This is a genomic window from Butyrivibrio hungatei DSM 14810, from assembly GCF_900143205.1.
Lineage (GTDB): Bacteria > Bacillota > Clostridia > Lachnospirales > Lachnospiraceae > Butyrivibrio > Butyrivibrio hungatei.
The window spans coordinates 131,519-156,543 of record NZ_FRDH01000006.1; the positions used below are offsets into that span (position 1 = coordinate 131,519).

The following is a 25,025-nucleotide window of genomic DNA, read 5'->3' on the forward strand; positions in this document are numbered from 1 at the left end:
AGAAGAAAGTATAAACTTTTTTTCGAAAAGAAACAATTAGTCTAATCCGAAAGTTTCGCCAAATACAAGTACTGCATTTCGCACACAGTCTTCACATGGACATAATGGTTTACCGTCTGTCATTGCCTTCAGATCCTTGCATTTCAAAGCTCCACATCTTCTTGCAAACTCTTCCTGGATCTGTCTTGTAAGTCCAAGTGTTCCCTGTCCTTCTGTCTTAAGACCAGTGATCATACCTGCGCCAATTAGTGCTCCGCAGGTTGCCTCAAGATTTCCCATACCTGCGCAAAAGCCAGCAGATATCTGTTTTAACTGTTCTTCTGATAAGCTAGTCTGATCTGCCAACGCAGTAGTGACTGCCTGAGCGCAGTTGTACTTGCCTGAAAGTTTCATTTCTACAGCTTTTTCAGCTCTTTCTTGTAAAGTCATAATTCTCCACCTTTCCTTATCTTGCAGATTCCCTGAGTCATTGTTCCCATCGGACAAAACGTACACCAGGTTCTCTCTTTATAAAGTGCCATCACTATCAGTCCGATAAGTGTTGAAGTCAGCATCAGACTGTAAAATCCAAATCCAAATTGTGCAACCCAATCTGGGAATACACTTCCATTATACGCCCATTTCCAAGGAACCTTAAATGTCCAGAACAGTTTGATAGCTTTGCGAAGTGATTCAGTTCCTGAAAAAACTAGATATGTCTGAAATACCATAGTACCAAACATTGTCAGGAAAAATGCCAAGAATCCATACCTGAACCATTTAGATGCCATCCATTTAGGAGCAGGCTTTTTTCTCGAACATTTTAGATTCCTACCTAGTACCCAAAAGAGCTGCCCTCTGCCGCACATGTGATTACAAAACCACTTATTACCTCCAGCGATAGCAAATATCAGCGGCAAGATAAAATCTATCATTCCAAGCCAGGCAAATAAGATGTTAAAAAAGCCCAAGGCAAAATATATTATTGACCAGATCCACAGGTAGTCATACCAATGCTTATTCTTTTTGCTTGTCATCTCGAGCCTCCCTATCTGTATCACATACTGCGATTGATCCTGCAGGACACGCTTTTTCACATATACCGCAACCAACGCATTTAGAAGTGTTCACAACAGCGTAGCAGCCTTTATAAATAGTTATTGCATCTCGCGGACACTGCAGTGCACATACTCCGCAGGCAACACATCTGCTTATGTTATTTGCCGCCTTCCTCATAACCAATCTCCTTATAATTTGAACTTGTCTTTTTAGAACAATGCCAATATTATAGTGGTATAAAAAATATATCAAGTACGCAGAATATATGTACCTAGTAAGGAAAAACATACCATGGGAAATAACAAGAAAAAAGAACCTTTATGCGACAACATCGCAGGAGAAGGCTGCGGCCTCAAAAAGGTAATAAACATCGTCGGTGGCAAATGGAAGATCATGATCTTATGCGTCATCGACAATAATGAAGTTGTGAGATATGGTGAACTTCGCCGCGCGATACACGGCATTACTAACACTATGCTGGCTAATTCGTTAAAAGAGCTTGAGACAGACGGACTAGTTGAACGAAAGCAGTACGACGAGATGCCCGTCAGAGTTGAATATAATCTTACTAAAAAAGCAAAAAGCCTCATCCCAATTCTTTTAGAATTAAAAAAATGGGGTGAGGACAATATCTGACATTATTAAAAAATGAGCTCCAACCTCCGTCCCTAGGGCTCAAAAATGTGCTTCAAGTTTTTTGGCATCTTTGCAAAAGATATAAGTGTAGGCTGTAAATCCAAGGGTAAAGACAAGCAGTCCGCCCCAGGCAATTACAAATACAATAAAGAAAATGCAGTAAAACTGCAAAGTATCCATAAATGCAGCGAAACCATATACCATCTCAGTCTGTACATTTCCGAATGACTGTACAAAAGGTATAGTTCCGTGAATTGCAGAATAAATGCATTCCTTAAGCACATTGATGACTGGAATCGCTGTTATTATCCACAAAATAACGTCGATTGAAATAGTAATTTTTTTCCTTGTTTCCATAACTCTTTTCCTTTTATAAATGAAAAAGCGGCAAGCCGTGGCCTGCCGCTCTGACTTATTCAGTTATTATATCATATTGCTGCAAATCCTTTTTCAAGGTCAGCAATGATGTCATCGATATGCTCTGTACCGATTGAAAGTCTGATGGTGCTCTGTGTGATGCCCTGATCAAGAAGCTCCTCATCACTAAGCTGTGAATGAGTTGTTGTTGCAGGATGGATCACAAGGCTCTTTACATCTGCTACGTTAGCAAGAAGTGAAAAGATCTCGAGGTTATCGATAAACTTCCAAGCAGCCTCTTTTCCTCCCTTGATCTCGAAAGTGAATATTGAAGCGCCGCCGTTAGGGAAGTACTTCTCATAAAGGGCGTGATCTGGGTGATCAGGAAGTGAAGGATGGTTCACCTTCTGCACCTTTGGATGGTTCTTAAGGAACTCAACTACCTTCTTGGTATTCTCAGCGTGTCTATCGAGACGGAGTGACAATGTCTCCACTCCCTGCAGTAGGAGGAAAGCATTGAATGGAGAGATTGTAGCTCCGGTGTCCCTAAGAAGGATTGCTCTGATATATGTCACGAAAGCAGCTGGTCCTACTACGTCGTAGAAAGAAACTCCGTGATAGCTTGGATTTGGAGCTGCGATCTGTGGGTAGTTGCCGCTTTCCTTCCAGTTGAACTTACCTGCTTCTACAATTACACCACCAAGTGTTGTGCCGTGGCCGCCGATGAACTTAGTTGCTGAATGAACTACGATATCTGCGCCGTGCTCGATTGGTCTGATGAGATATGGTGTTCCGAATGTGTTGTCGATCACAAGTGGAAGTCCGTGCTTGTGAGCTATCTCTGCGATGGCGTCGATATCTGGGATATCACTGTTAGGATTTCCAAGTGTTTCAAGATAGATTGCTCTTGTGTTGTCCTTGATAGCTGCCTCAACTTCCTCAAGATCATGTGCATCAACAAATGTAGTTGTAACGCCGTACTGTGGAAGTGTATGTGCCAAGAGATTGTAGCTTCCACCGTAGATTGTCTTCTGAGCTACGATGTGGCCACCGTTTGCTGCAAGAGCTTCGATCGTATATGTGATGGCTGCTGCTCCGGATGCAACTGCAAGTGCTGCTGATCCGCCTTCAAGAGCTGCGATTCTCTTTTCAAATACGTCCTGAGTTGAATTTGTAAGTCTTCCGTAAATATTTCCTGCATCAGCAAGTCCGAATCTGTCGGCTGCATGCTGTGAATTTCTAAATACGTATGAAGTTGTCTGGTAAATAGGTACTGCTCTAGCGTCTGTTGCTGGATCAGGCTGTTCCTGTCCTACATGTAACTGTAATGTCTCAAATCTGTAATCACTCATTTCAACTTCCTCCTACTCTTTTCACACATTTTTTTGTTCAAGTCGTTTTGTTGAAATAAATGATAGCGCCAGTGCTACTAGTTGGCTAATACTTAAGATTTATTGTCTGCAATAACCATTACTTATCACACGATTTGTTTAGTTATGCGTTGCGCTCTTTAGCTCATCTGCAGAAAGAGTCTCATTCATGCTGCCAGTACGATAGCCTTTGAGGTCAAGAGTAACGTAGGTGAATCCGAACTCCTTGAGTTTGTCATAGACTTTAGTTCTGACATCTTCCTGCATGAATTTGTCGAACTCAGCTGGGTCAAGCTCTATGCGGGCCATGTTGCCGTGGATACGGACTCTCAGCTGATGGAAGCCAAGGTCTAACAGGAGCTGCTCTGACTTATCCACCATAGAAAGCTTTTTTTCTGTGATCTCTTCACCATAAGGGAAGCGGCTTGAAAGGCAGGCAAAGGACTGTTTATCCCAGGTAGGTAGTCCAAGGTAATTGGACAGTATCCTTATCTGCTCCTTGGAAAAGCCGATCTCACGAAGCGGACTCTTTACCCCAAGCTCTGCAACTGCCTGAAGCCCCGGTCTGTAGTCACCATTATCATCAAGATTTGAGCCTTCCACGACTTCCTTCATGCCATTGTCATCAGCAATCTTACGGATTTTTTCAAAAAGCTCGTGTTTGCAGAGATAGCATCTATTCTTAGGATTATGAGAGAATCCCTCAATCTTGAGTTCCTCTGACTCCACAACAGCATGCTTTATTCCCTGAGACTTGCAGTACTCAAGCGCCTCATTAAGTTCTCTCTTGGGAAAAGAGCATGATGATGCCGTAACTGCCATAACCTTATCGCCAAGAGCCTCTTTTGTCGCATACAGCAAGAACGTAGAATCAACTCCACTAGAAAAAGCCACCGCTACGCTCTCTAAAGAGCGCAGGTAACCTTTAAGTTTTTCATATTTATCAAGAAGCATCTCGTTTGGTTTTTCTTTTGTGCTCATAGATAATCCTCATCATCTCTGAATTCATAACTTTTGTTTGAAAGGATTATAACATATTCATGTCTCGTTGCAATTAAATAGCAAAATGAGCCCTAACCTCCGTCCCTAGGGCTCATTTCGGATTAAAAGCGTTCGTAGCTTAGGTTATCATAGTCGATGTCCTCTGTTCTGCTTGCTGGTGTAGCAAGAGGAAGTTCATGACCTTTTTTGATAAATACCAGTACTTCGTTCAGAGCAGCCTTCACATAGTGATGGCCTTTGTTTAGAACTTCAACGTCGTAGTCGTTGTAGCTTCTGAATCTGCAAAGCTTCATGTCTTCTGGAAGGTATACGTATCTGCCGTTTGCGTTCTGCTTGTAAACTGGTGCGATCATGATGCTGGAACCTACGTATAGCTGGTCTTCAACTTCATATGCCATGTCATCCTCGGGATGATCAAAGCAGAGAGGTCTAAAGAGCATTTCATCATTATCGACTGCATTCATAAATTCAGAGTAAAGGTATGGGATCAGAGCATACCTAAGCTTTAAGATATTTCTGAAACTTTCAGTATCAGTAAATCTGTAGAATTCCTGTCTTCTTGTGCCTTCTGCAGAATGGTTTCTGAAAAGAGGTGTGAATATGCCAAACTCAGCCCATCTCAGCAAAAGATCCTCTGTGACATCAGCTCCAAAGCCGCCAATATCAGCTCCGCTATAAATAAATCCGCACATGTTAAGTGCAGGCATCTGCTGGATATTAAGAAGCAGATGACTCCACCAGGACTTATTATCTCCGCACCAAACTCCGCCATAGCGATGCATTCCGATATATGAAGATCTGGAGAACATAAGGATCCTTTTGTCTGGAGATAGTCTCTCAAAAGCCTCTCCTGCAGCTCTTGTCATGTTGTAGCCAAACAGGTTGTGAACCTTATCATGTCTGTATCTCTTTCCCTTGTACTCATGATAGAATCGCCTGTAATCCTCATCGTTGTTGGCAAGTCCTCCAACCATGCTCTGCATGTCAAAAAAGGATCTGATATCAAGGTTCTTTCCCTCATAATCCTTTATCTTTTCAAATACTTCTTTTAAATGATCTTCTGTATAAAAGATAGCTGGCTCATTCATATCATTCCAAAAGCCGTCTATTCCGTAGTCCAAAAGAACTTTATACTTATCCCCAAACCATTTTCTTGCATCTTCGTTCAAAAAATCAGGGAAGTGGACCTTGCCCGGCCAGACTGCGGCAACAAGGTTTTCACCATTTTCTTTTTTACAAAAATAGTCGTTCTTTACGCCTTCTTCGTATACATCATAGCCCTCTTCGATCTTAACACCAGCATCGATGATAGGAACAAGGTGTATGTTTCTCTTTTTCATCTCCTCTACAAAGGCCTTAAAATCAGGGAATCTTTCATCGCTGACTGTAAAGTCCTTGTATCTTTCCATGTAATCGATATCAAGATAAACACTATCGATTGGAATATCATTCTTGTCGTAATTATCTACAACTTCTCTGACCTGGTCCTCATTCATATAGCTCCATCTGCTCTGACCAAAGCCAAATGCCCATCTTGGAGGAATATAGCTCTTTCCGATAATGCCCCTGAACTCTTTTACGATATCAAGGATACTTGCGCCATCGATCACGTATATGTTGGCATCAAAGTCTTCAAAATCAATGAAAAAGACGTTTGTATCTGTATAGCCTATATCAAAGGATACACATCCTGGTGTATCCACGTACATTCCGAATCCCTTGCCGTTTCCCCAGATGACAAAAAAGTTCTGAGCAGCATACAGAGATCTTTTATCCTCAGTATGATTTGGATCATCTGCGCACTTGCTGGTAAAGATATAACCTCTTTTGTTAATTCCTCGTACAGTTTCGCCAAGTCCAAATACATGGTCATTCTCATCCATGTCGAATCTAAGCTCATTTTTTCCCTGTACTACATCAAAATATGGGATAGTGCTTTTTTCTTCCTGTATTGAAACCACTACTGAATCTGTTTCTATCGGATTTCCAAGTCTGTATTTTTTTACCATTATCCCTTAACTCCTCCTAACATATTTCCTGCCATAAGTACATTATACTCATTCTCCTATAACAAAAATACCCCCAGGCATAAACCTGGGGGTCATCATCTCTGATTGTAAGTGGAGGTTATGATCCTTATACTACTTCGAACTTCTGTGTCTGAATGTTGAGCTGCTTGGTAACTTCTGAGTTCTGCTCCATGGCTTCGTTGATACCCTGAATCTCACCAACGATCTCTGTAGAAGATGCAGCAGACATATTGATCGCATTTGAGCTCTCCTGAACTGATGATGAAATGCTGTTGATACGCTCTGTCATATCGCCAACAACCTCATTGAGCTTGTTGGCACGTGAAGAGAAGTTAACAAGCATCTCCTCAATAAGGAGTGCTGTATTTTCATACTTGGCACCTGTCTCAACATAGGCATCATAGTCAGCAAGTACGTTTTCATTGATGAACTCGATGACCTGAATTGCGTTATCAGCAAGGGTTCTGACTGCTGTTGTAACAATGTCAGAAATCTGCTGAATGTTACCTGCTGTTTCCTTTGAATTAGCAGCAAGCTTACTGATCTCATCAGCAACTACTGCAAAACCTTTACCTGCATCGCCTGCTCTTGCAGCTTCGATTGATGCGTTGAGAGCAAGGAGATTTGTCTTGTTTGCGATCTCAAGGATCTCATTAGTAAGTTCACTGATATGATTAACCTGCTCTGACTCTGCTACAGATGCTTCCAGAACTTCAGAAAGTTCCTTCATCTTAACGCCTGTATTTTCTTTCTTGGCTGTAGCTTCCTGTTTGATGACATCTGCTTCTTCTTTGATCACGTTAGCTTTTTCTTCACCGGCTTTGGCCTGAACGTCGATGGCATCTGATGCCTCGCGAACAACCTGAACTCTTTCCTGAAGCTCATTTGTTGCTGTTGCTACGCTTTCCATAGAAGCTGAGAGTTCTTCCATTGCTGCTGTTGTATTAGTTACGTTATCACCAGCGTTCTGAATTCTTGTAAGCACGCTTCCGCTTGATGTTGAGAGCACATCTGCTCCGTTCTTTACATCACGGATAACGCCCTGAAGTGTTTCCATGAACTGGTTAAAAGAATCTGAGATCATAGCCAGCTCTGTATTAGTCCTTGTCTGGATTCGTGAAGTAAGATCACCTCTTCCTTCGTCGATGTCAGAAATGATCGTCCTTACTTCTTTTGATATTCCAGTGATAACTTTGTTGATCCTGAAATAGCTCAGTAGGTATGATGCAATGATCAGCAGGATAACGATTGCAAGGATCACACTTCCCTTGGCATTTGCATTATGCTTTTCACCAGTAAGGTATGCATCCATGCCTTCTACAAGGCCTGTGATAGATCCTTCTACAGCTGAAAGAGCTGAATTCACATTATCAAGGCTTGTTCCATAACCTGTAGATACGTAGCCCATGGCTCCCGCCAGGTTATTTCCAAGAATATATTTCTCAAGTTCCTCTGCGCCTGCAACGTATTCAGTTAACGCTGCACGAAGTGTTGCCACCTGCTCAGCGCCTTCCGCTGTATTGGTAGCCACAAGACTTCCTTCCAGATAGCTGATGCGTGTCTCGATGTCGGCTACATATGCATCATAATCTGCAAAGTCGCTTTGTGTCAGTTTGGTTCCGGCACTAAACTGACCGAGGTTCTTGTTGATCTCTGCTGAAATGTGGATAATATCCTGTCTAAGGGTTGATTCCTGAGACTGTACCTCAGATACGTTGGTACTTGCGATAACTGCTTGTGATACGATAGCCGTCATAGATGAGTTGACTACCAGTGCGTAGCTTATGAATGCTACAAGGATGAGTGAATAGACAAACAGATTTTGAAAGGTAATGGACTCTAAAAACTTTTTCATAATATTTCCTCCTAAGTGGCCAATATATAAGATCTTTAGGTATGCCAAACCCAGCGCCTACGCGCAACAGGAAACACTTTATCACGATAAAGTCTTTTGTTCAAGTTGTTTTTAAAATATTTTACAAAGAATTCACAAAGCCTGTCTGTTTTTCAATCCAAAAAAATAAAGCTCACAGATCGTGAGCTTTACTTTAACATATTTATTTTCCTGATTCCTCAACTATCTTGGTTACCAGAGGTGAGATCTGTTCGAGTACGTTGTTCATGTCCTCAAACATGTATCCCTTCATGGTTATCTTGTTCTTGAGCTGTTTGACATTTCTCTCCACATCGCTGAAGTATCCTTTTGATTCCTCGATATTTCCGGCAACGTTATCCATCTCATCATCACAGCTCTTGATGACGCGGCTCATCTGCTCGCCTTCTTCCCTAACATTATCAGCAACCTCTCTGATGGAATTGATCACTTCTTCCGTTTCTGTGATCCTCTCATGTGACTGCTCGATAGCTGTTCTGGTATCCTCAAGAGAAGACATAAGCCTGTTATTATTCTCAAGAAGCTCTGCCATGCTGGTTCCAATCTCATTTACCAGTGCTTTAATCTCCTGAGAAAGAGAATTGACCTCAGTTGCAACAACTGCAAATCCTTTTCCTGCTTCTCCAGCTCTTGCCGCTTCGATAGAAGCATTTAAAGCAAGAAGATTTGTCTGAGATGCAAAGGAATTGATCTGATTAACTTTGTCCTTGATATCATCAAAGCTCTTTTGGAACTCATCAAATACCGACTGCATTGTTGTTATGGTCTCAGAAACAGAATCTGAACTCTCATCAACCTTCTTCATTCCTGCATTGGAATTATCTGCGGTTTTCATAAGTTCATTTATGATGTTGTCAAAATGGTCTGTAACCTCTCTGATAGAGCTAAACTGGCTCTGGAAACTATCAACACTTCCTACGATGTTTCCATACTTCTGCTGAACAAGGCCAAAAGAGTTCTCGATAGTCTCTATTCCTTCAATTGTCACAGATTCCTCTTCCTGGAGCTTGTTTTTTTGCTCTATCGCAAAACGTCCAATCTCTCCAAGAGGTGCAAGCTGCTCTTTCAGCGACTTTGATGGGGATTTTAACTCTTTTTGAACTGACTGTTCTTCGTTATTTCTATTCCAAAACATGTATTATCCCTCCATTTTTCATTCAAACACTGCACATACCATTGTCTGATTGACGTGCTGCTTTTTGTACTGCTCGCCGCCTCCTACAATGCCTACATGATTGCCAACTCTTGCCATATCACTTAGGAAAGTGCCCAGGTATTTCTCATTATTGAAAAACAGATGCCTATATATACAGTTAACGGAATAAATAAAGGAGATCCTACCGTTTTCAGATTTTATCTTATCTCTTGTGCTCTCGTTGATAGCCCTGTAATCCTGAAGCTCCAGAATACAGATGGTATCATTCTCACAGACTTTTTTGTAATTTATAAGACCTCCGTCACTACTTACCTCATACTGAGAGATGATATAGGTGTCATCCCCCACAATTCTTCCAAGAGGATTCTTAAATACGTTTCCAACGATATTGCTCTTAGAGATGCCCAGCTCACTTGCATAAACATCAGCTGCAGGCCTGTTATCCAGGGCTACCAGCTCTCGCTTCTGGGCATTGACCTTGGTAGCTACATGAGTCTTGGCATTCTCCGGAACTTCGTAGATATTTTCCGAATATGTCCTGATCTTGCCTGTGTTATTCTTTACAACTATCCACGCACATGCATCTTCATAAAGCACACCATTTACGCATACTTTACTTACTTTTCCTGATGGAGTACCAAAAACAGTTCCTCCAACTACAGGAACATTCGACTTCTCAAGAGCTACATTCATAGAAGTAACCAGTCGCTCTTCATCGTTTGTGCAAAATTCAAGACATACGGTATCCTGCTGCCCTGGCCTTACATCACTAAGTGCCTTTTCAAGATTCATAATATCAAAGAGAGGCGATGAAGAAAGATAACGTAAAACACCAGCCTTCGTAGTTGCCCCTGATTCAAAAGCCACTATTACCAGGACTTTATCTGTAGCTTCTGATCCAATATAGGATGTTCCACCAGTTCCGATCAGAGGGACATCAGGATACTTTTCAGAAAGTAAGGATGATACTTCCTCTAACATATCGAATGGGCATTGGAAAAACATACCTGCTGCAGAAGCTATTCCGGATGTTGCCTCTTTTACAGCAAGTTCAGCATTAGAATTTGATGATTTACCTACTATAACTTGCACTCGTGCACCTCCTTCGTACATGATACTTACACAATTTATAGTAGCACATTATCGTTATTCCGTATGTTTTTTGGCTTATTAAATTTTTATAACCACCATATTCACTTTTAAGCCGCTGATACTTTCTTGGCTTCAGCTACGTTTTCTGTCACCTTGCCATTATATATTTCATGATCAAGAAGTCCTTCTGTCTCAGCTGTCAGAACTGTTGCAGTAGCTGCTCCGACTACATTTGTCGCAGTTCTAGCCATATCTACGATTGATGAGATAGGTGAGAAAAGAACTATAAGCTCAACTGGAAGTCCTGCTGCTGTGAAAAGAGCTGTTGCTGTGATAGTTGCTGTTCCAGGAACTCCTACTGTTCCAATTGAAACGAGAAGTGTAAGTGCTATAAGAAGCACATACTGTCCTGCTGAGTAGCTGATTCCCTGCTGGTTGATCGTAAATACTGCAAGAAGTACAGGCCAGATTCCTGCGCATCCTGGCATTCCAAGGTTTGCTCCAAGTCCTGCTGTGAATGCTGCAACGTCTCCATCAACTCCAAGGTCCTCTTTCAATTTGCTGACTGTAACTGGAAGTGTACCAACGCTGCTCTGTGAAGTAAATGCTACAATTCCTGCAGGTGCGATCTTCTTAAGGAATGTGACAGGATTAAGCTTTCCGATCGCAGCTATGAGAATGCTCTCAATTCCAAAGAGCTGTATTGCTGCAAGTACGTATGCAACCACGAGTACAGAAAGAAGTGGTAAAAGATCTTCGAGTTTGCTTCTTCCAACCGCCCTTGAAATAAGCGCTGTGACTGCATAAGGTGTAAAGGATACAATGAAACTTACTGCCTTGCCGAGTACTGTATTTGCTGCATCTACAAATGCTTTAAAAGGCTTTACCGATTCATCTTTTCTCACAGCCTTGTTATATGCAAGCGCCACTACCAGTCCAAATATAAGGATAGGTACAACAGTGTTGCTTCCCCATTCATTTATAAGATTCCTTGGGAAAAGACCTACAATTGCCTCAACTGCTGTAGGAACTTCTTTTGCCTCTGTTGCTTCTACAGTGTACTGGAAGCCTTTTCCAAGCCCCAGTAAAAGAGCTGCTACAAGAGTAATGACTGCTGCTGTAAAAGTGTTCAGGAGAAGGAAAAGAACTGATTTAAGTCCTACCTTATGAAGCTTAACCTGATCTCCAAGATTTGTGATACTTGCTATTACGCTGAATAACAAAAGCGGAACCACAAATGCCTGAAGTGCGTTTACATACACTGTTCCAAAAGCTGCAACATACTTGTAATTCTCTTTGAAAATCAGACCTAATAACACACCAAAGGCTGTCGCAATCAGTGTCCTGATTCCAAAATCCACATGTTTTCTTTTAAGAAAATACAAAACTCCAAATAATGCCAGTGCCGATATAAGTGCTCCAATTTCTAATACATTGATCTCCATAATGATCCTCCTCCAGTATAAATTAAACATTTCTCACGCCATCATTTCTTTTGTTTCTTGTTGAGAATAATCATAATGGAGCTTACTCATCCTGGCTAATACATGATCTTTATTGTTGGCTATAAGTTTGGACTATATATCCATAATTCACGCTTTCATAATGATGCTGTCACATTTCTATTGACAAACTAACAGTCGGTAGTATAATAACTACCATACGAAAGTGAGACAGAATAATGAATAGAAGAGAAGAAATAATCTATGCTACTTTAGAGCTTGCATCTGAATATGGGCTGAAATCCGTATCGCTATCTCAGATTGCAGATAAAGTCGGAATCAGAAAACCGTCACTATACAATCATTTCAAGTCCAAAGAAGAACTTGTAAAAAGTATGTATACGTTTCTTAGGGAAAAGGCAAAATTGGGTTCCAGTACTACATCCCAGGCTGACACTTTCCCGGAAGATAAGAGCCTCGCACAGATACTGGTGGAAAGCATATCTACTTACTTTAGCTTCCTTTCAGATGAGAACATGATGAAGTTCTTCAAGGTTCTTTATTCCGAGCGGAGCATTTCACCTGTAGCGGCGCAGATCATGCTGGATGAGACTGACCGAATGATCTCCCTTACGAAGAATCTCTTCTATGGCCTGGTAGTACACGGGAAAATGAAGAATGAGAATGTAGATACAGCAGCGCTTTCATATGCCATGACAGTCCATTCTCTTGTTGACAGACAGATGGATATGATCACTGCAGGGCAAAGTGATGTGCATATGGCAGCAGAACTGCCAAAGGAAATAATAGAGTATATACAGTGGTTCTGTAAGCAAATGGAGGCATGAAGATGAAAAAAAAATTGATCAACCTGTCCGGACTAACAGGTGTTATATCATTAATAAGCTACGCTTTAGCTGTGATCTTTGCTCCTTTGGCTTATCCAGGATATAACTGGATGGCACAGGCAGTAAGCGATCTTTCTGCTGAAACGGCACCATCGCGGCTTCTGTGGAACCAATTAGCGGCGGCATATAATGTATGCAGTCCGGTATGCATGATGTGTGTTTCTATCTTTGTATCAGATAAAAAAGTCAGTACAAAACTGTTTCGGTTGGGTATTTATCTTTTTGCCATTATGAACTGGATTTCGGCGATTGGATACAGGATGTTTCCACTTACTGACAGTGGAAAAGAAATATCTACTTTTCAGGAAAAAATGCATATTGTTATTACGATAGCTGTCGTACTGCTTTCCATCTCATCACTGACCATACTGATCGTAGCAGGATTTAAAAAGAATGGCATGAAGGGAATTGGCATCTGGGCTTCGATCGCACTTGCAATGATGCTTATCGGTGCAATCGGCAAGAGTGCGGTATCACCGGATTACTTTGGAATTGTTGAACGATTCAGCGTTTTCGCTGCAGTAGGGTTCAATGCAGTACTTGGGGCATATTTGTTCATGGACTCAAAGTCTTAATTCTTATACACTTTAAGTCACATAAGCACCGCCAAGAGCCACAAATCAAAAACTCATTTTCTTAGTTTACCCCCTGCTATAGCGAAAATCACACAAATCTGCTCCTTCCGCCAATGTTTTTGTCCTTACAAGCTTCATGCCCATAATATCTGCGATTACAAAAAATAGTACATTTACGTCTAAAAGCTTTATCTAAAAAATTTTGCGTAATTTGGGATAAGTAATTACGTCTATGTTTTAAATTCCTAATGAACTGGCGTATTTATGTAACATGTGTTTACGTCTATATTTATAATCCTAATGAACTGGCGTAATATAGAACAAGAAATTAAGTCTTATGATGGAAAATAATCGCACTAGGCGTAATCCCTAGGAATATTAGTACGTCATATCATGCATATTCATGATATAGACTTAAATTTCCTAAATAGACTAAGTCAAATCTAACAAAGTATCCAATATAGACGTAACTTGCATAATCTACACCTCCTCTTGTATATACATTGTATGTACACGCAATTAAAAAAACAATCCACGCAAAAAAATTGCGGGATTGTTTTTATTTTGCACAGTGCTGGTTATTCAATATAAGCTCTACTTTTACTCTTCTTCCCAACCTTTACACACATCACACCAGCCTTGAGTATCTACTACCTTCTCAAGTTCATCCGGTGCTATCTTAACTGATGTGAATTCATTGCCCCCTGCAGGATGAACGTATTCAAACCTCTTCATTGAAACGTCAAGCCATATCGGGATATCTTTTGGCACAGCAAAAGGACACACTCCACCAGGCTGAAAGCCTGTAATATCAACGACCTGCTCTCTGGGTATCATATGAGGCTTTGTATGGAATAAAGACTTAAACTTGGAGCTGTTCACTTTTCCATCGCCTGCCATTACAATGATCACAGGTTTCTCATTCACAATAAAAGACAAGGTCTTTGCAATCTCAGGTTCCGTACAACCTATCTGCTGTGCGGCATGCTCTACTGTGTCTATTGTCTCAACATGTTCTGTAAGCCTGTCACCAAGGCCATTCTCCTCTAGAAAACTCTTTACTTTTGTATTTATCATCGGATTCACCTCACATATGCAATCATGATCCTAGTATGAAATAAATGATAGTACAAGTTGCAATTTCTTTCTAATACACTGTATTTATTATGGGCGATAACTCCGATTTATATGTGAAAAGATTATGCTTAGTTGACATTTTTGCGTTTCTATCTTCAAAAAGCTTTCTGATCTGCTCTGTCAGTGCAGTATTGTCCACCTCTGACTCTTTCTCAACATCAGGAGTTTCTGACTCTGCAGCAGCTTCCTCTGCAGTCTCAGCTTTCTCTTCTTCTATCTCCATACGTTTCCTGGTGCAATGATTATACTCATGGATAGCACGCATTATGGCGTTGAGATCCTCTGGAGTGAACATACTCGCTGCCTTGGAGAGAGTATCAATGTTGTCCACGTTGACATGAAGGCTTCCACCACTAGGAAGGGCAATCTTAAGGACCTTATCCTTTTCATACATATTTCCGAGCGTAATGGCATTTTGCTTGTAATCACAGACAAAAGTAACTCCTTTGTACTGTATGACTCCATCCTTCGCCAGAAAGCTGTATGGACATTTTTTCTCAGTTTCAGCCTGTAGCTTCTGTCCAAAGCTTTCAGTCTCACTTATGACGGGAGTTGTCTCTTTTCCAGCTGCAGATCTTAATGGTCTTGTTAAATAATCATTCGCTATCGCTGCTATACCCATGTTTGCCTCCAGATAATTTATGATAAAAAAACGTGCCCTTTCAAGGATGTTCATTCCATTGAAAAGACACGCATTTCCGTTGCTATCTTTTATATCGGCAATTTTCTTTAAATGTTTATGGGTGTGATTAGATTAACTTCCAATTTATCTTACAATTCTCCCCTATGTCCCAGAGCGGTTTCCAACTCCTCTACACTGTGTGTATGCCCATGTTTTCCCTCCTTGATCACATGGGTGTGATCATGGGAATGCTCGATAGCATGCGTATGTGTAGATCCGTCATGCGTATGCGTTATCAGATGTGTGTGAGCATGTTTATGGCTATGTATCAGTGTATCCCTGACAATAAGTACAGTCCCTGTAATCATTATTATCAGCGCAATTATAAACAACATCGTAAATCTTTCTCTCAAAAATACAGCTGACATTACCACACCAATAAACGGTGCTACCGCATAATAAGCGCTTGTCTTTGCTGCTCCCAAAGTCTTCTGTGCCCTGATGTACGTGAATATACTGAGTCCATACGCAACAAAACCAAGAATCATAATTATTCCTATATATGAAAGCCTCGGGATGTTCTCTCCAAGTACCATAGCAACTATGAACGATCCTGTCCCCGATCCGATTCCTTTTATAGTCACTATTTCATAAGTGCTTTTCCCGGATATCTTTCTTGTACAGTTATTTTCAAGTCCCCAGCAAACAGTTGCCCCAAGGACAAACACAGATCCTAGTGAAAAGGAAAAGCTCCCCTCTCCTGAAAATGAAAGTATTATACTTGCCACTGTAATAAGAGATATTGCTCCCCACAGCCTTGCGGATACTTTCTCTCTGAAGAGTCCGAATGCGATCAACGTTGTTGCAACGATCTCAAAATTTCCAAGAAGTGATGCGTTGGCTGCTGTTCCCAGCTTTATGCCTATCATCAGCAGGATCGGAGCTATAATATCCAAAACAACCATTGCAAAAGTATATGGTATATCTTCTCTCCCAAGCCTTTCTTCTGTGGATTCTTTCTTTGCATGGATAATATACATGATCCCGACTCCAAGACCTGCTCCCATATACAGAAATGCAGCCATAAACGTCGGTGGCACGTTATTAAGCAGTAATTTCGAACATGGTATGTTTATTGCATAAAACACCGCCGCAAGTAATGCATATATAATTGCATTCAGTTTTTTATAGTCCAAAATGATTCATTCTCCTTAATCAATTATTAAAACAGTGTACATATCCAGGCAGCCAAAGCAGAACATCTTTGTATCCTGAATAAATGCAACTCCTGCAAACATCATAAGTGCGACTGCTGCACATATCACAACTGCTAAAAATATGGTCAATAACATATTTGTTCCTCCGAAATCACTCATTTATGAGGTCATACATATGAAACTGTTCCTCGCAGCTTCTAACCATATATCGACATTATAACTCTATTTGTTAGCCAATGCTAACTAATTTTCAAAATAATAGGGATTGCACTAAGCAATCCCTTTACTGTCATTGTAAATAAAGCCCGTTTTATTCAATGCTAATGGTTATAGTAACATCTCCATTGGAAAGAAGATCAGTTATATCTTCCGCATTCTTATCAGATATGTGACCAAGCTTTGTATATGACCAGCTATTAGAACCATAGAACACTACCATCTGATTTCCGGAGTATAGTACAACGTCACCTGAAGTCGTTGTTGTCTGCTTATCATCTCGCGGCAAGTTCTGTCCTAATGAGCCTACCTGCTCAAAACCTCCATACATTGACATCTGGATTGTAACATCACCTTCTCTGGCCATATCCCGTAGTGCTGCTACAGCCTGGTTGTCTTCCCAATCCACATTTACTTTTGTATCACCGATTTTCATTATCATAGTAGTTTCTCCAATGTCTGTTTCATCAACTGTTTCCGCATTACTTGAACAGGCGCTAACACAAACCATCATGAGCAAACTGAGTGCCATCTTAATCAATCTCTTTTTCATAGAAAATTCCCTTTATTTCAGATTCTCCTTAAAGAAGCTCTCCAGCTTGTCAAAAGGAATATAATCCTTATCTCCGCCATCATATAAATCTGTATGTACCGCGTCAGGGATAATCATAAGTTCCTTATTATCCGCGTACTTGCTGTCTCTGATCATATCTTCATATGCATCCTTTGAGAAATAGCAGGAATGTGCTTTTTCTCCGTGAACAAGTAACACTGCACTTCTGATCTCATTGCTGTACTTAAGGATTGGCTGATTAACGAAGGACTCACAACCGATCACATTCCAGCCTCCGTTAGAATTAAGACTTCTCTTGTGATAACCTCTGTCGGTCTTGTAGTAATCATAGTAATCTTTTACAAAGAAAGGTGCATCCTCCGGAAGTGGATCTACAACTCCGCCGCCAAGCTTATATTCACCAGCCTTAAGGTCCTCCAATCTCTGTGCGCACATAGCTGCCTTATGCTGATATCTTGTTTCTTCACTGTCCTCTGAATCAAAATATCCCTTGGCATTTACTCTTGTCATGTCATACATTGTCATAGCAGCTGTAGCCTTGATCCTTGTATCAAGAGCTGCTGTATTTACAGCCATTCCACCCCAACCACATATACCGATGATTCCAATCCTGTCAGGATCAACCTTCTCATTCAAGGAAAGGAAATCAACTGCCGCCATGAAATCTTCCGTATTAATGTCAGGCGAAGCCATGTATCTTACATTTCCTCCAGACTCTCCTGTAAAAGAAGGATCAAAAGCGATTGTTAAGAATCCTCTTTCTGCCATTGTCTGTGCATAGAGGCCTGAACACTGCTCCTTTACCGCGCCAAAAGGTCCACTTACAGCAATTGCAGGTAGCTTTCCTTCAGCATTTTTTGGAACATACATATCTGCCGCAAGGGTGATCCCATATCTGTTTACAAATGTAACTTTACTATGGTCTACCTTATCACTTTTCTTAAATGTCTTATCCCACTCGGTTACAAGGTTTAATTCTTCTTTTCTGATCATTTTGTCATCCTCCTGAATCATTTTTCTTTTTGTATCTGTCTTATTAAAAAATCCATGTTATCTACTTTTTTCTGGCTGGCATGAAGCTCATCCATAAGGTGACAACGGCATTTCCTAAGATCTCGTAAAAGCGTATCGGTATCACCTTCTTCATACATTTTCTTCATGAAGTATATTTGTTTATCGTCACAGCCCATATCTGAAAGGTTTTCAAGAATCTTTACCGTATCCATCTTATTTCTCCTTCCAGTTTTCATATTAAAACCTTGACCGGATTTTCGCTAATGAATAAAATAAATATCATGATATTCGTTTTTGGAATAACACTTAAATAGTCAGCTTTATGGAGGATTTCATGGAAATAAAAAATCTCAGATATTTCCTTGCAGTTGCCAGGGAAGAAAATATGTCAAAAGCTGCTGAGCAGCTCCACGTTTCCCAGCCCACTCTTTCAAAGACATTAAAAGCATTAGAAGAAGAACTTGGAAAGAAGCTGTTTGTCAGGCACAGCTTCAGTATTTCGCTTACTGATGAGGGGATGCTTCTGCGTGACCGGGCACAGGATCTTGTGGCTATGTCAGATAAAATAGAGCAGGAATTTAACTCCCTGGATGATATAACCGGTGGGGATATTTATTTTGGACTGGCAGAAAGCTATCAGATCAGATACCTTGCCAGAGAGATTTATAGATTAAAGAAAAAATTCCCAAACTTCACTTATCATATAACCAGCGGAGATACTGAACAGGTTACTGAAAAGCTTGATAAAGGCATTTTAGATTTTGCTGTACTGTGTGAAACTCCTGACAGCAACAAATACGAATATGTTAAGTTTCCGGAAGCCGATGTATGGGGAGCAATCATATCGTCATCTCATCCTCTTGCAAAGAAAAAAACCATCCATGTCTCTGACCTGATAGGACAGCCTCTGTTTGTCTCTGAGCAAAGCTGGAACAACGAAATCAAAGCATGGGCTAAAGAAAGATTTCCTAAGCTAAAACTTGAAGGATCCTTCAGACTATCTTATAACGGCTCTGTATTTGCAAGAGAAAACCTTGGAATACTTCTTACATTTAAGGATCTGATAAATACCGAAGGAACTGACATGGTATTCAGACCACTTTCACCTGAACTGAAGTCAGAACTATATCTCATATGGAATAAATATCAGGCCTTTACTCCTATTGCTGAAAAGTTTCTGGGGCAGATTAAAAAAACTTTCAAGTAATTTTCAAGACTATCTTCGCAAGACTTGTCCATTACTATCTGTTTTACCACTTTCTGCTCATATTCTCTTTTAGACAGCATGAACTCCTCCACAACTGTCTTCGGATCACAGGCATATACCAAAAAAAGCAGATTGCTTCATCATTCTTCACTCATGGACTTTATAACAAGACTAATGTACGCACTCCTGTTGTACAGGACTCTTCCTACTTCAATGCGATCAGCTCTGATCCTATAAAATGCGCTGTACTTCTTGTGAGTCACATAATAAATTCCTGTAAAGATATCTTCATAATACAGGCGCTCACCGGTTTTAGGGCGCTTACTGACTTTTTTTAGTTTCGCTCTTAAATCAGCTATATACTTATCTGCAATGTCAAAATCTGCTGAAGCTTCGTAGACTTCGTCCCATGCCTGATCCATATCTGCCAGAGCAATCGGTGAGTAAACTATTTCGTAATCCATTTCAGCCTTTCACCATCCTACGCCTATTTTTAAAATGCTCGGCGACCTCATCGTCACTGATCCATCCTTCCTCTTCTCCGGAAGCAAATCCGGCATTGAGTTCACTGATGAGTTTGACCATAGCCCTAGCCTTGTCGAAGATTTCATCATCTTCAATGCTATGTATGCTATATTCTCCACGACCATTCTTAGTAAGATAAACGGGCTTACCTGCTTCTACCTTATCCAGAACCTGACCATAATTACGCAATTCAGAAATTGGTGCAATTGTTGGCATATAAATCACCTCCGTTTCTTACTATTATTTTATATAATCTAGGTCATTTCTTCAACAAATTCTTCGAAACATTCTTCGAAAAAAACGGCTACAGATTCTCCATAGCCGTGTAATGTAATATTAACATAAGGTATTTAAAGTATTTGAAGGTCACTTTTTTATCCCAATCAGTTCTATCATTCTTTCATCTGAGATGAATGTCTTAATGACAAATTCTTTCTCAAGCAGCTCGAGAAATTCCTGATCTGAAGGAAGTCCCCGTGACACGTGGCAGGCTCCATCTGCGTGGCAGCCATCTATAACCTCTCTGCTGGCTCCATGAGCTATGCAGATACTCCCATTATCTACCAAAGCCGTTGACAGATTGGCTTATGAATGATCACGCTCTCAATGCCCTTTATATTAAGAGTCTTTTGGAAAAGAGCTTTTATCTCCGGAAGGAGCTTCTCTGTATCATTTCTATCCTTGAACTTAGCTATTATGTAGTGTTTCATTATTACTTTACATCCCTTTCTCAATACTATTATCCCCCAAAAATAGAACAGACCACCCCATTTTCACTGATTTAGGTCTGTTTTACACTTATTCTTTAATTTATCAGCATCCTGACCTTAAAAGTCTTCTCTTCTGCTATATATCTAATCTCGCTATCTGTCTGATTTATAAAGTTAAGAACACTTCTAGTTCCTATTCCATGCTCTTCCTCAGTATTAAACGGATGTCCTTCCTCATCCAGCTTTACTTCCTCAGCGCATGAGTTCGTGATCTCAAACAAAAGTTGACTTTTATACCTTGCCGTGATGTCAATCCGTCTCTCACTCTCAGGAACTTTTTCGCAAGCATGGATAGCATTCTCTATAAGATTACTGATCACTATGGCAAGCTGCATCTCATCCACATTCAGATTTGCAGGGATATTAGCAGATATATTTACCTTTATATTCTCTTTTTCGGCCATAGACAGGTAATGTGTGATTGCCGCATTAAGTGTAGTATTCTCGCAATATCTTTTTACAGAGTGGGGTTCCTGTTTGAGCCTCTCATTAAGACAATCTAGGGCTTCCTGCGTCTTTCCATCCTGTAAAAGAGTTTGAAGAAGAGCCTCAAAATGTCTTCTGTCATGACGCATGGCTCTGTCCTGCTGCATGATGCTCTCAGAAATAGCAAGTCGTTCCCTCATGGCTTTGGTTGCAATCTCCATAATAACCGCATCTGATTGAAGCTTTGACTCATTTTGCCTTGCTTCCATCTCCATTTTCATGAGTCTTGTGTGTTTTTCAAGAAATCCAAAGACCAGTATGTTAATAGCTACAAGAACCACCATAAGTTCAGTATATTGGGAAAGGTTATATTCCTCTCCTCTAAGATATCTGTTGCCATCAAGAACCAAAATAATGATAGTAGCGATTGGCAGCACAACATATGGAAGTATTTCCTTATCAAGCCTCTTGTCCTTATCCTTATTTCCGAAAAGACAGATGACTCTGACCACAATAATCTGCAAAGACAAGATAATTCCATAGCTCTGAGGAGTCATAAAGTCATAGTTTATCTTAACCATATCCATACTCTGAACGCCTTGAACATAAAACGTGATGGATACTTCAATTGCGCTCTGGGCAGCAATATAGAAAATGAAATATATTATGCCTCGAATATTATTAACTTTATAGCAAATGAATAATGGAATGAGGAATGCCAGGTATGATGCTATCAGATTTATATAACTCACTCCCAGCGTATTGGCGTAAAAGAAAGACAGCACAGTTAATGCATATATCATAAATACGAGAATCCTATGCTTCTTAAAGAATTCTCGCATCACGTAAAAACTCAAATGCATGGCATAGTACAGAAAAAGAGCTACTATATCCCCTAATAGCAGCAATGTATATGGATTGGACAAAAGGTCAGCCATAACTAATCCCCCCTTGATACTATGTATTTCTAAATTATTATAGCATCGTTAATTATTCCCATTCCAATCTGTCATGGTATATCTCCTTTTTCATCTATCAACATTTTTCTTTATTCTATCATTCCGATAATAAAACAAATCCAAATTCACTTATACATGAAAAAAGCCCCAAACAGGGCGAGAAATATCTTTATAACGAAAAACAGAGCTAACATCACACAATGTGCAATGCCGCTCTGCAAAAGTCAAACTTTTTCTTTGTGACTATATTTTACTCATGGGCAAACCAACTGTCAACCACCATTTTCAGAAAATCAAACGTGCTCTTGAGCATAGGATTATTCTTATAATAATCCTTATTCTTGTAGGCTCTGTCCATAACTTCATGAAGTACTTTAGCTTCCTTAGTGTGAACACCACTGCTTGAGACAATCTCCTTATGCATATATAGGAGCGTTACAATCTGTTGAATCCTAGCATTACTCATGCGGTTCTTTCTAAAATTGGTATTCATACCTTTAATATTCATCAATGCCTTAGTTACTCCAGCATTAGTGTCATGACTTGCTGTTCTGGCTTTTAAATCATTGAGAATACAGTTACTATGAGCTGAAGCATTTCTGATTTACTTGCAGGTCAAAAGGCGGTAGAAATTGTTCTTCAAACCCGCATGAATACTAGATCTCACGCATCAATTACTTGCTTGACTTTAAAGTCGGGAAGAGAAGCACGTCTCTTATTGTTGCGCTATCTGTAAGGAGCATGCAGAGACGGTCAATGCCGTAGCCGATACCACCAGTAGGTGCCATACCAACTTCAAGTGCGTTGAGGAAGTCCTCATCTGTGTGCTCTGCTTCTTCGTCGCCGGCTGCTGCGTTAGCATCCTGAGCTGCGAAACGCTCACGCTGATCGATAGGATCGTTAAGCTCTGAGTATGCGTTGCACATCTCCCAAGTATTGATGAAGAGCTCGAAACGCTCAACCTTCTCAGGATCTGAAGGCTTCTTCTTGGTAAGAGGTGAAATAGCAAGAGGGTGATCCATGATGAATGTAGGCTGGATCAGGTTCTTCTCGCAGAACTCCTCAAAGAAGAGGTTGATGATATCGCCCTTAGTGTGACGATCCTCGAACTCGATGCCTTTCTCCTTGGCAAGAGCCTTAGCTTCCTCGTCAGTCTTAACTGTATCAAAATCAATTCCTGTATACTTCTTGATTGCGTCGTTCATTGTAAGACGCTCGAATGGCTTGCCGAGGTCGATGATGTTATCACCGTACTTAATCTGTGTTGTGCCGCAAACCTTCTCGGCAAGATAACGGAACATTGACTCTGTAAGTTCCATCATTCCTTCGTAGTCTGTATATGCCTGATAGAGCTCCATAAGTGTGAACTCTGGATTGTGTCTTGTGTCTACACCTTCGTTTCTAAATACACGGCCAATCTCGTAAACTCTCTCAAGACCACCAACGATAAGTCTCTTAAGATAAAGCTCAAGAGAGATACGAAGCTTACGCTCTTCATCAAGAGCATTGTAATGTGTGATGAATGGTCTTGCAGCTGCGCCACCTGCGTTCTCAACGAGCATAGGAGTTTCAACTTCCATGAAATCTCTATCTGCAAGGAAGTTACGGATCTCGCGAAGGATTGCTGATCTCTTCTTGAATGTTTCCTTAACATCTTCATTCATGATAAGGTCAACGTAACGCTGTCTGTATCTGATCTCTGTATCTGTAAGTCCATGGAACTTCTCAGGAAGTGGCATAAGTGACTTAGATAAAAGAACTAACTCTTTAACGTGAACTGAGATCTCACCAGTCTTGGTTCTGAACGCGAATCCCTTAACGCCGATGATATCGCCGATATCCATCTTCTTGAAATCAGCATAAGCCTCATCACCAAGGTCATTTCTAGAAACATAGAGCTGCATGCGTCCATCTCTGTCCTGAAGGTTAGCAAATGATGCCTTACCCATTACACGCTTGCTCATCATACGGCCTGCAAGAGATACGAGCTTGTCTGAAGGAATGTCTGACATAGGTACTATAACTGCCTTGCCTTCTTCATCAACTGGAGCCACAAACTCAAGTGCCTCAAAGTTGTCCCTTACTTCCTTGGTATGGTGTGTCTGATCATATTTAACGATCTGGAAAGGATCTCTTCCTGCTGCCTGAAGCTCAGTAAGCTTGTCTCTTCTAACCTGACGAAGACGTCCAACGTCTTCCTGTGGTGCATTCTGCTGATTGTTCTGCTGATTATTATCTGCCACTTTTTCTTCCTCCTGATTACAGACCTATAGGCCTGCGTGTTTACTCTAATAAAGCCAGCGAATCGTCAAAATCGCTGGCTCTGAATGTCTAATCCAAACTCAGCCTGTGGCTGAATCTTTTAGTTCTCTGATCTCTCGATGCCAAGCACCTTGTACTTAAGAACACCAGCCTGTGTTTCTACAGAAACTGTCTGTCCCTTCTTAGCTCCGATAAGAGCCTTACCAACTGGAGACTCGTTAGAGATCTTACCCTTAAGGCTGTTAGCCTCTGATGAACCTACGATTTTGTACTCAAGATCCTCATTGAACTCAAGGTCACGAATCTTAACCTTACATCCGATGCTGATCTTATTAAGGTCTACATCTTCCTCAACTACTACTTCCGCGTTTTTAAGAATCTTCTCAAGGGCTTCAATTCTAGCCTCAATATCACGCTGCTCATCTTTAGCTGCATCATACTCAGCGTTCTCTGAAAGGTCACCCTGTTCTCTTGCCTCTTTGATCTTCTCAGCAACTTCTTTTCTCTTAACTACTTTGAGTTCATGAAGCTCATCTTCGTATTTCTTGAGACCTTCATAAGTTAAGATGTTTTTCTTTTCTTCCATTATTAAATCC

29 protein-coding genes and 1 pseudogene are annotated in these 25,025 nt (G+C 40.7%); 4 read left to right on the plus strand and 26 right to left on the minus strand.

Going from position 1 to position 25,025, the window contains the following annotated elements; all coding sequences use genetic code 11:
- Positions 1–36 precede the first annotated feature (36 nt).
- Genes BUA02_RS08450 through BUA02_RS08460 form a run of 3 tightly spaced genes read right to left on the minus strand, consistent with a single transcriptional unit; the run spans position 37 to position 1,215 of the window.
- Positions 37–429: a C-GCAxxG-C-C family protein gene (locus BUA02_RS08450; protein ID WP_072702829.1), complete on the minus strand. Its 393-nt coding sequence runs from the start codon at positions 427–429 to the stop codon at positions 37–39.
- On the minus strand, positions 426–1,016 hold the full coding sequence (locus BUA02_RS08455; protein ID WP_072702832.1) for a 4Fe-4S binding protein: 591 nt from the start codon (positions 1,014–1,016) through the stop codon (positions 426–428). The genes BUA02_RS08450 and BUA02_RS08455 overlap by 4 nt, the downstream gene beginning before the upstream one ends.
- On the minus strand, positions 997–1,215 hold the full coding sequence (locus tag BUA02_RS08460; protein ID WP_072702835.1) for a 4Fe-4S binding protein: 219 nt from the start codon (positions 1,213–1,215) through the stop codon (positions 997–999). The genes BUA02_RS08455 and BUA02_RS08460 overlap by 20 nt, the downstream gene beginning before the upstream one ends.
- 114 nt (positions 1,216–1,329) lie before the next feature.
- On the opposite strand from BUA02_RS08460, the gene BUA02_RS08465 reads away from it, so the two are divergent.
- Entirely contained in the window at positions 1,330–1,674 is a 345-nt protein-coding gene (locus tag BUA02_RS08465) for a winged helix-turn-helix transcriptional regulator (protein WP_071175108.1), read from the plus strand.
- A gap of 39 nt (positions 1,675–1,713) precedes the next feature.
- Here the strand turns inward: BUA02_RS08465 and BUA02_RS08470 are convergent, their stop codons facing one another.
- The 8 genes and pseudogenes from BUA02_RS08470 to BUA02_RS08505 all read right to left on the minus strand — a co-directional run bounded on the left by BUA02_RS08470 (position 1,714) and on the right by BUA02_RS08505 (position 12,020).
- Entirely contained in the window at positions 1,714–2,031 is a 318-nt protein-coding gene (locus tag BUA02_RS08470) for a hypothetical protein (protein ID WP_072702838.1), read from the minus strand.
- A 71-nt stretch (positions 2,032–2,102) separates the two neighbouring features.
- Entirely contained in the window at positions 2,103–3,383 is a 1,281-nt protein-coding gene (locus tag BUA02_RS08475; protein WP_071175106.1) for an O-acetylhomoserine aminocarboxypropyltransferase/cysteine synthase family protein, read from the minus strand.
- A gap of 138 nt (positions 3,384–3,521) precedes the next feature.
- A complete protein-coding gene (gene larE / locus BUA02_RS08480; RefSeq protein WP_083572705.1) occupies positions 3,522–4,382 on the minus strand; it encodes an ATP-dependent sacrificial sulfur transferase LarE in 861 nt (286 codons plus the stop codon).
- 122 nt (positions 4,383–4,504) lie between these two features.
- On the minus strand, positions 4,505–6,412 hold the full coding sequence (locus tag BUA02_RS08485; RefSeq protein ID WP_072702841.1) for a glycoside hydrolase family 31 protein: 1,908 nt from the start codon (positions 6,410–6,412) through the stop codon (positions 4,505–4,507).
- Positions 6,413–6,905: 493 nt separating this feature from the next.
- Positions 6,906–8,288: pseudogene (locus BUA02_RS08490) on the minus strand (methyl-accepting chemotaxis protein); the annotation flags it as partial.
- Between the two features lie 202 nt (positions 8,289–8,490).
- Positions 8,491–9,462 carry a methyl-accepting chemotaxis protein gene (locus tag BUA02_RS08495; RefSeq protein WP_072702847.1) on the minus strand — a complete coding sequence of 324 codons (972 nt, stop codon included), beginning with the start codon at positions 9,460–9,462 and terminating at the stop codon, positions 8,491–8,493.
- Positions 9,463–9,480: 18 nt separating this feature from the next.
- Positions 9,481–10,575: an FIST N-terminal domain-containing protein gene (locus tag BUA02_RS08500; protein ID WP_161487278.1), complete on the minus strand. Its 1,095-nt coding sequence runs from the start codon at positions 10,573–10,575 to the stop codon at positions 9,481–9,483.
- 107 nt (positions 10,576–10,682) lie between these two features.
- A complete protein-coding gene (locus BUA02_RS08505) occupies positions 10,683–12,020 on the minus strand; it encodes a dicarboxylate/amino acid:cation symporter (RefSeq protein WP_072702850.1) in 1,338 nt (445 codons plus the stop codon).
- A 236-nt stretch (positions 12,021–12,256) separates the two neighbouring features.
- Here BUA02_RS08505 and BUA02_RS08510 point away from each other — a divergent pair, with 236 nt between their 5' ends.
- Together BUA02_RS08510 and BUA02_RS08515 are read left to right on the plus strand one after the other, a co-directional pair.
- Positions 12,257–12,865: a TetR/AcrR family transcriptional regulator gene (locus BUA02_RS08510; protein WP_072702853.1), complete on the plus strand. Its 609-nt coding sequence runs from the start codon at positions 12,257–12,259 to the stop codon at positions 12,863–12,865.
- Between the two features lie 2 nt (positions 12,866–12,867).
- Entirely contained in the window at positions 12,868–13,500 is a 633-nt protein-coding gene (locus tag BUA02_RS08515) for a DUF998 domain-containing protein (protein WP_072702856.1), read from the plus strand.
- Positions 13,501–14,100: 600 nt separating this feature from the next.
- Here the strand turns inward: BUA02_RS08515 and BUA02_RS08520 are convergent.
- The 7 genes from BUA02_RS08520 to BUA02_RS08545 all read right to left on the minus strand — a co-directional run bounded on the left by BUA02_RS08520 (position 14,101) and on the right by BUA02_RS08545 (position 18,492).
- The gene (locus BUA02_RS08520) at positions 14,101–14,577 is read right to left on the minus strand and encodes a YbaK/EbsC family protein (protein ID WP_072702859.1); all 477 of its coding nucleotides are present in this window, start codon (positions 14,575–14,577) and stop codon (positions 14,101–14,103) included.
- Between the two features lie 70 nt (positions 14,578–14,647).
- The gene (locus tag BUA02_RS08525; RefSeq protein WP_072702863.1) at positions 14,648–15,259 is read right to left on the minus strand and encodes a hypothetical protein; all 612 of its coding nucleotides are present in this window, start codon (positions 15,257–15,259) and stop codon (positions 14,648–14,650) included.
- Positions 15,260–15,408: 149 nt separating this feature from the next.
- The gene (locus BUA02_RS08530; protein ID WP_072702865.1) at positions 15,409–16,455 is read right to left on the minus strand and encodes a DMT family transporter; all 1,047 of its coding nucleotides are present in this window, start codon (positions 16,453–16,455) and stop codon (positions 15,409–15,411) included.
- A gap of 15 nt (positions 16,456–16,470) precedes the next feature.
- The gene (locus BUA02_RS15855) at positions 16,471–16,611 is read right to left on the minus strand and encodes a hypothetical protein (RefSeq protein WP_178297628.1); all 141 of its coding nucleotides are present in this window, start codon (positions 16,609–16,611) and stop codon (positions 16,471–16,473) included.
- A gap of 175 nt (positions 16,612–16,786) precedes the next feature.
- Positions 16,787–17,245: a cyclophilin-like fold protein gene (locus BUA02_RS08535; RefSeq protein WP_178297629.1), complete on the minus strand. Its 459-nt coding sequence runs from the start codon at positions 17,243–17,245 to the stop codon at positions 16,787–16,789.
- Between the two features lie 12 nt (positions 17,246–17,257).
- Positions 17,258–18,259: an alpha/beta hydrolase gene (locus BUA02_RS08540; RefSeq protein ID WP_072702867.1), complete on the minus strand. Its 1,002-nt coding sequence runs from the start codon at positions 18,257–18,259 to the stop codon at positions 17,258–17,260.
- Positions 18,260–18,276: 17 nt separating this feature from the next.
- The gene (locus BUA02_RS08545) at positions 18,277–18,492 is read right to left on the minus strand and encodes a hypothetical protein (RefSeq protein WP_072702869.1); all 216 of its coding nucleotides are present in this window, start codon (positions 18,490–18,492) and stop codon (positions 18,277–18,279) included.
- A 122-nt stretch (positions 18,493–18,614) separates the two neighbouring features.
- Here BUA02_RS08545 and BUA02_RS08550 point away from each other — a divergent pair, with 122 nt between their 5' ends.
- Entirely contained in the window at positions 18,615–19,487 is an 873-nt protein-coding gene (locus tag BUA02_RS08550) for a LysR family transcriptional regulator (protein ID WP_072702871.1), read from the plus strand.
- Between the two features lie 140 nt (positions 19,488–19,627).
- Here BUA02_RS08550 and BUA02_RS08555 read toward each other — a convergent pair whose 3' ends face one another.
- The 8 genes from BUA02_RS08555 to greA all read right to left on the minus strand — a co-directional run bounded on the left by BUA02_RS08555 (position 19,628) and on the right by greA (position 25,015).
- Positions 19,628–19,951 (minus strand): type II toxin-antitoxin system RelE/ParE family toxin, encoded by a 324-nt coding sequence (locus BUA02_RS08555; RefSeq protein ID WP_072702874.1) that lies wholly within the window; start codon positions 19,949–19,951, stop codon positions 19,628–19,630.
- Between the two features lies 1 nt (position 19,952).
- On the minus strand, positions 19,953–20,228 hold the full coding sequence (locus BUA02_RS08560; protein WP_072702876.1) for a type II toxin-antitoxin system prevent-host-death family antitoxin: 276 nt from the start codon (positions 20,226–20,228) through the stop codon (positions 19,953–19,955).
- Positions 20,229–20,378: 150 nt separating this feature from the next.
- Positions 20,379–20,579, minus strand: a complete 201-nt coding sequence (locus tag BUA02_RS08565) for a hypothetical protein (RefSeq protein ID WP_072702878.1) — start codon at positions 20,577–20,579, stop codon at positions 20,379–20,381.
- Complete coding sequence (locus BUA02_RS15860) at positions 20,573–20,722, minus strand: hypothetical protein (protein WP_178297630.1); 150 nt, start codon at positions 20,720–20,722, stop codon at positions 20,573–20,575. Before BUA02_RS15860 ends, BUA02_RS08565 begins: the two co-directional genes overlap by 7 nt.
- A 95-nt stretch (positions 20,723–20,817) precedes the next feature.
- Positions 20,818–22,146, minus strand: a complete 1,329-nt coding sequence (locus BUA02_RS08570; RefSeq protein WP_072702880.1) for a sensor histidine kinase — start codon at positions 22,144–22,146, stop codon at positions 20,818–20,820.
- 271 nt (positions 22,147–22,417) lie between these two features.
- The gene (locus BUA02_RS08575) at positions 22,418–22,675 is read right to left on the minus strand and encodes a hypothetical protein (RefSeq protein WP_072702882.1); all 258 of its coding nucleotides are present in this window, start codon (positions 22,673–22,675) and stop codon (positions 22,418–22,420) included.
- A 166-nt stretch (positions 22,676–22,841) separates the two neighbouring features.
- Complete coding sequence (gene lysS, locus BUA02_RS08580) at positions 22,842–24,410, minus strand: lysine--tRNA ligase (protein WP_072702884.1); 1,569 nt, start codon at positions 24,408–24,410, stop codon at positions 22,842–22,844.
- Between the two features lie 119 nt (positions 24,411–24,529).
- The gene (greA, locus tag BUA02_RS08585; RefSeq protein ID WP_071175063.1) at positions 24,530–25,015 is read right to left on the minus strand and encodes a transcription elongation factor GreA; all 486 of its coding nucleotides are present in this window, start codon (positions 25,013–25,015) and stop codon (positions 24,530–24,532) included.
- Positions 25,016–25,025 lie beyond the last annotated feature (10 nt).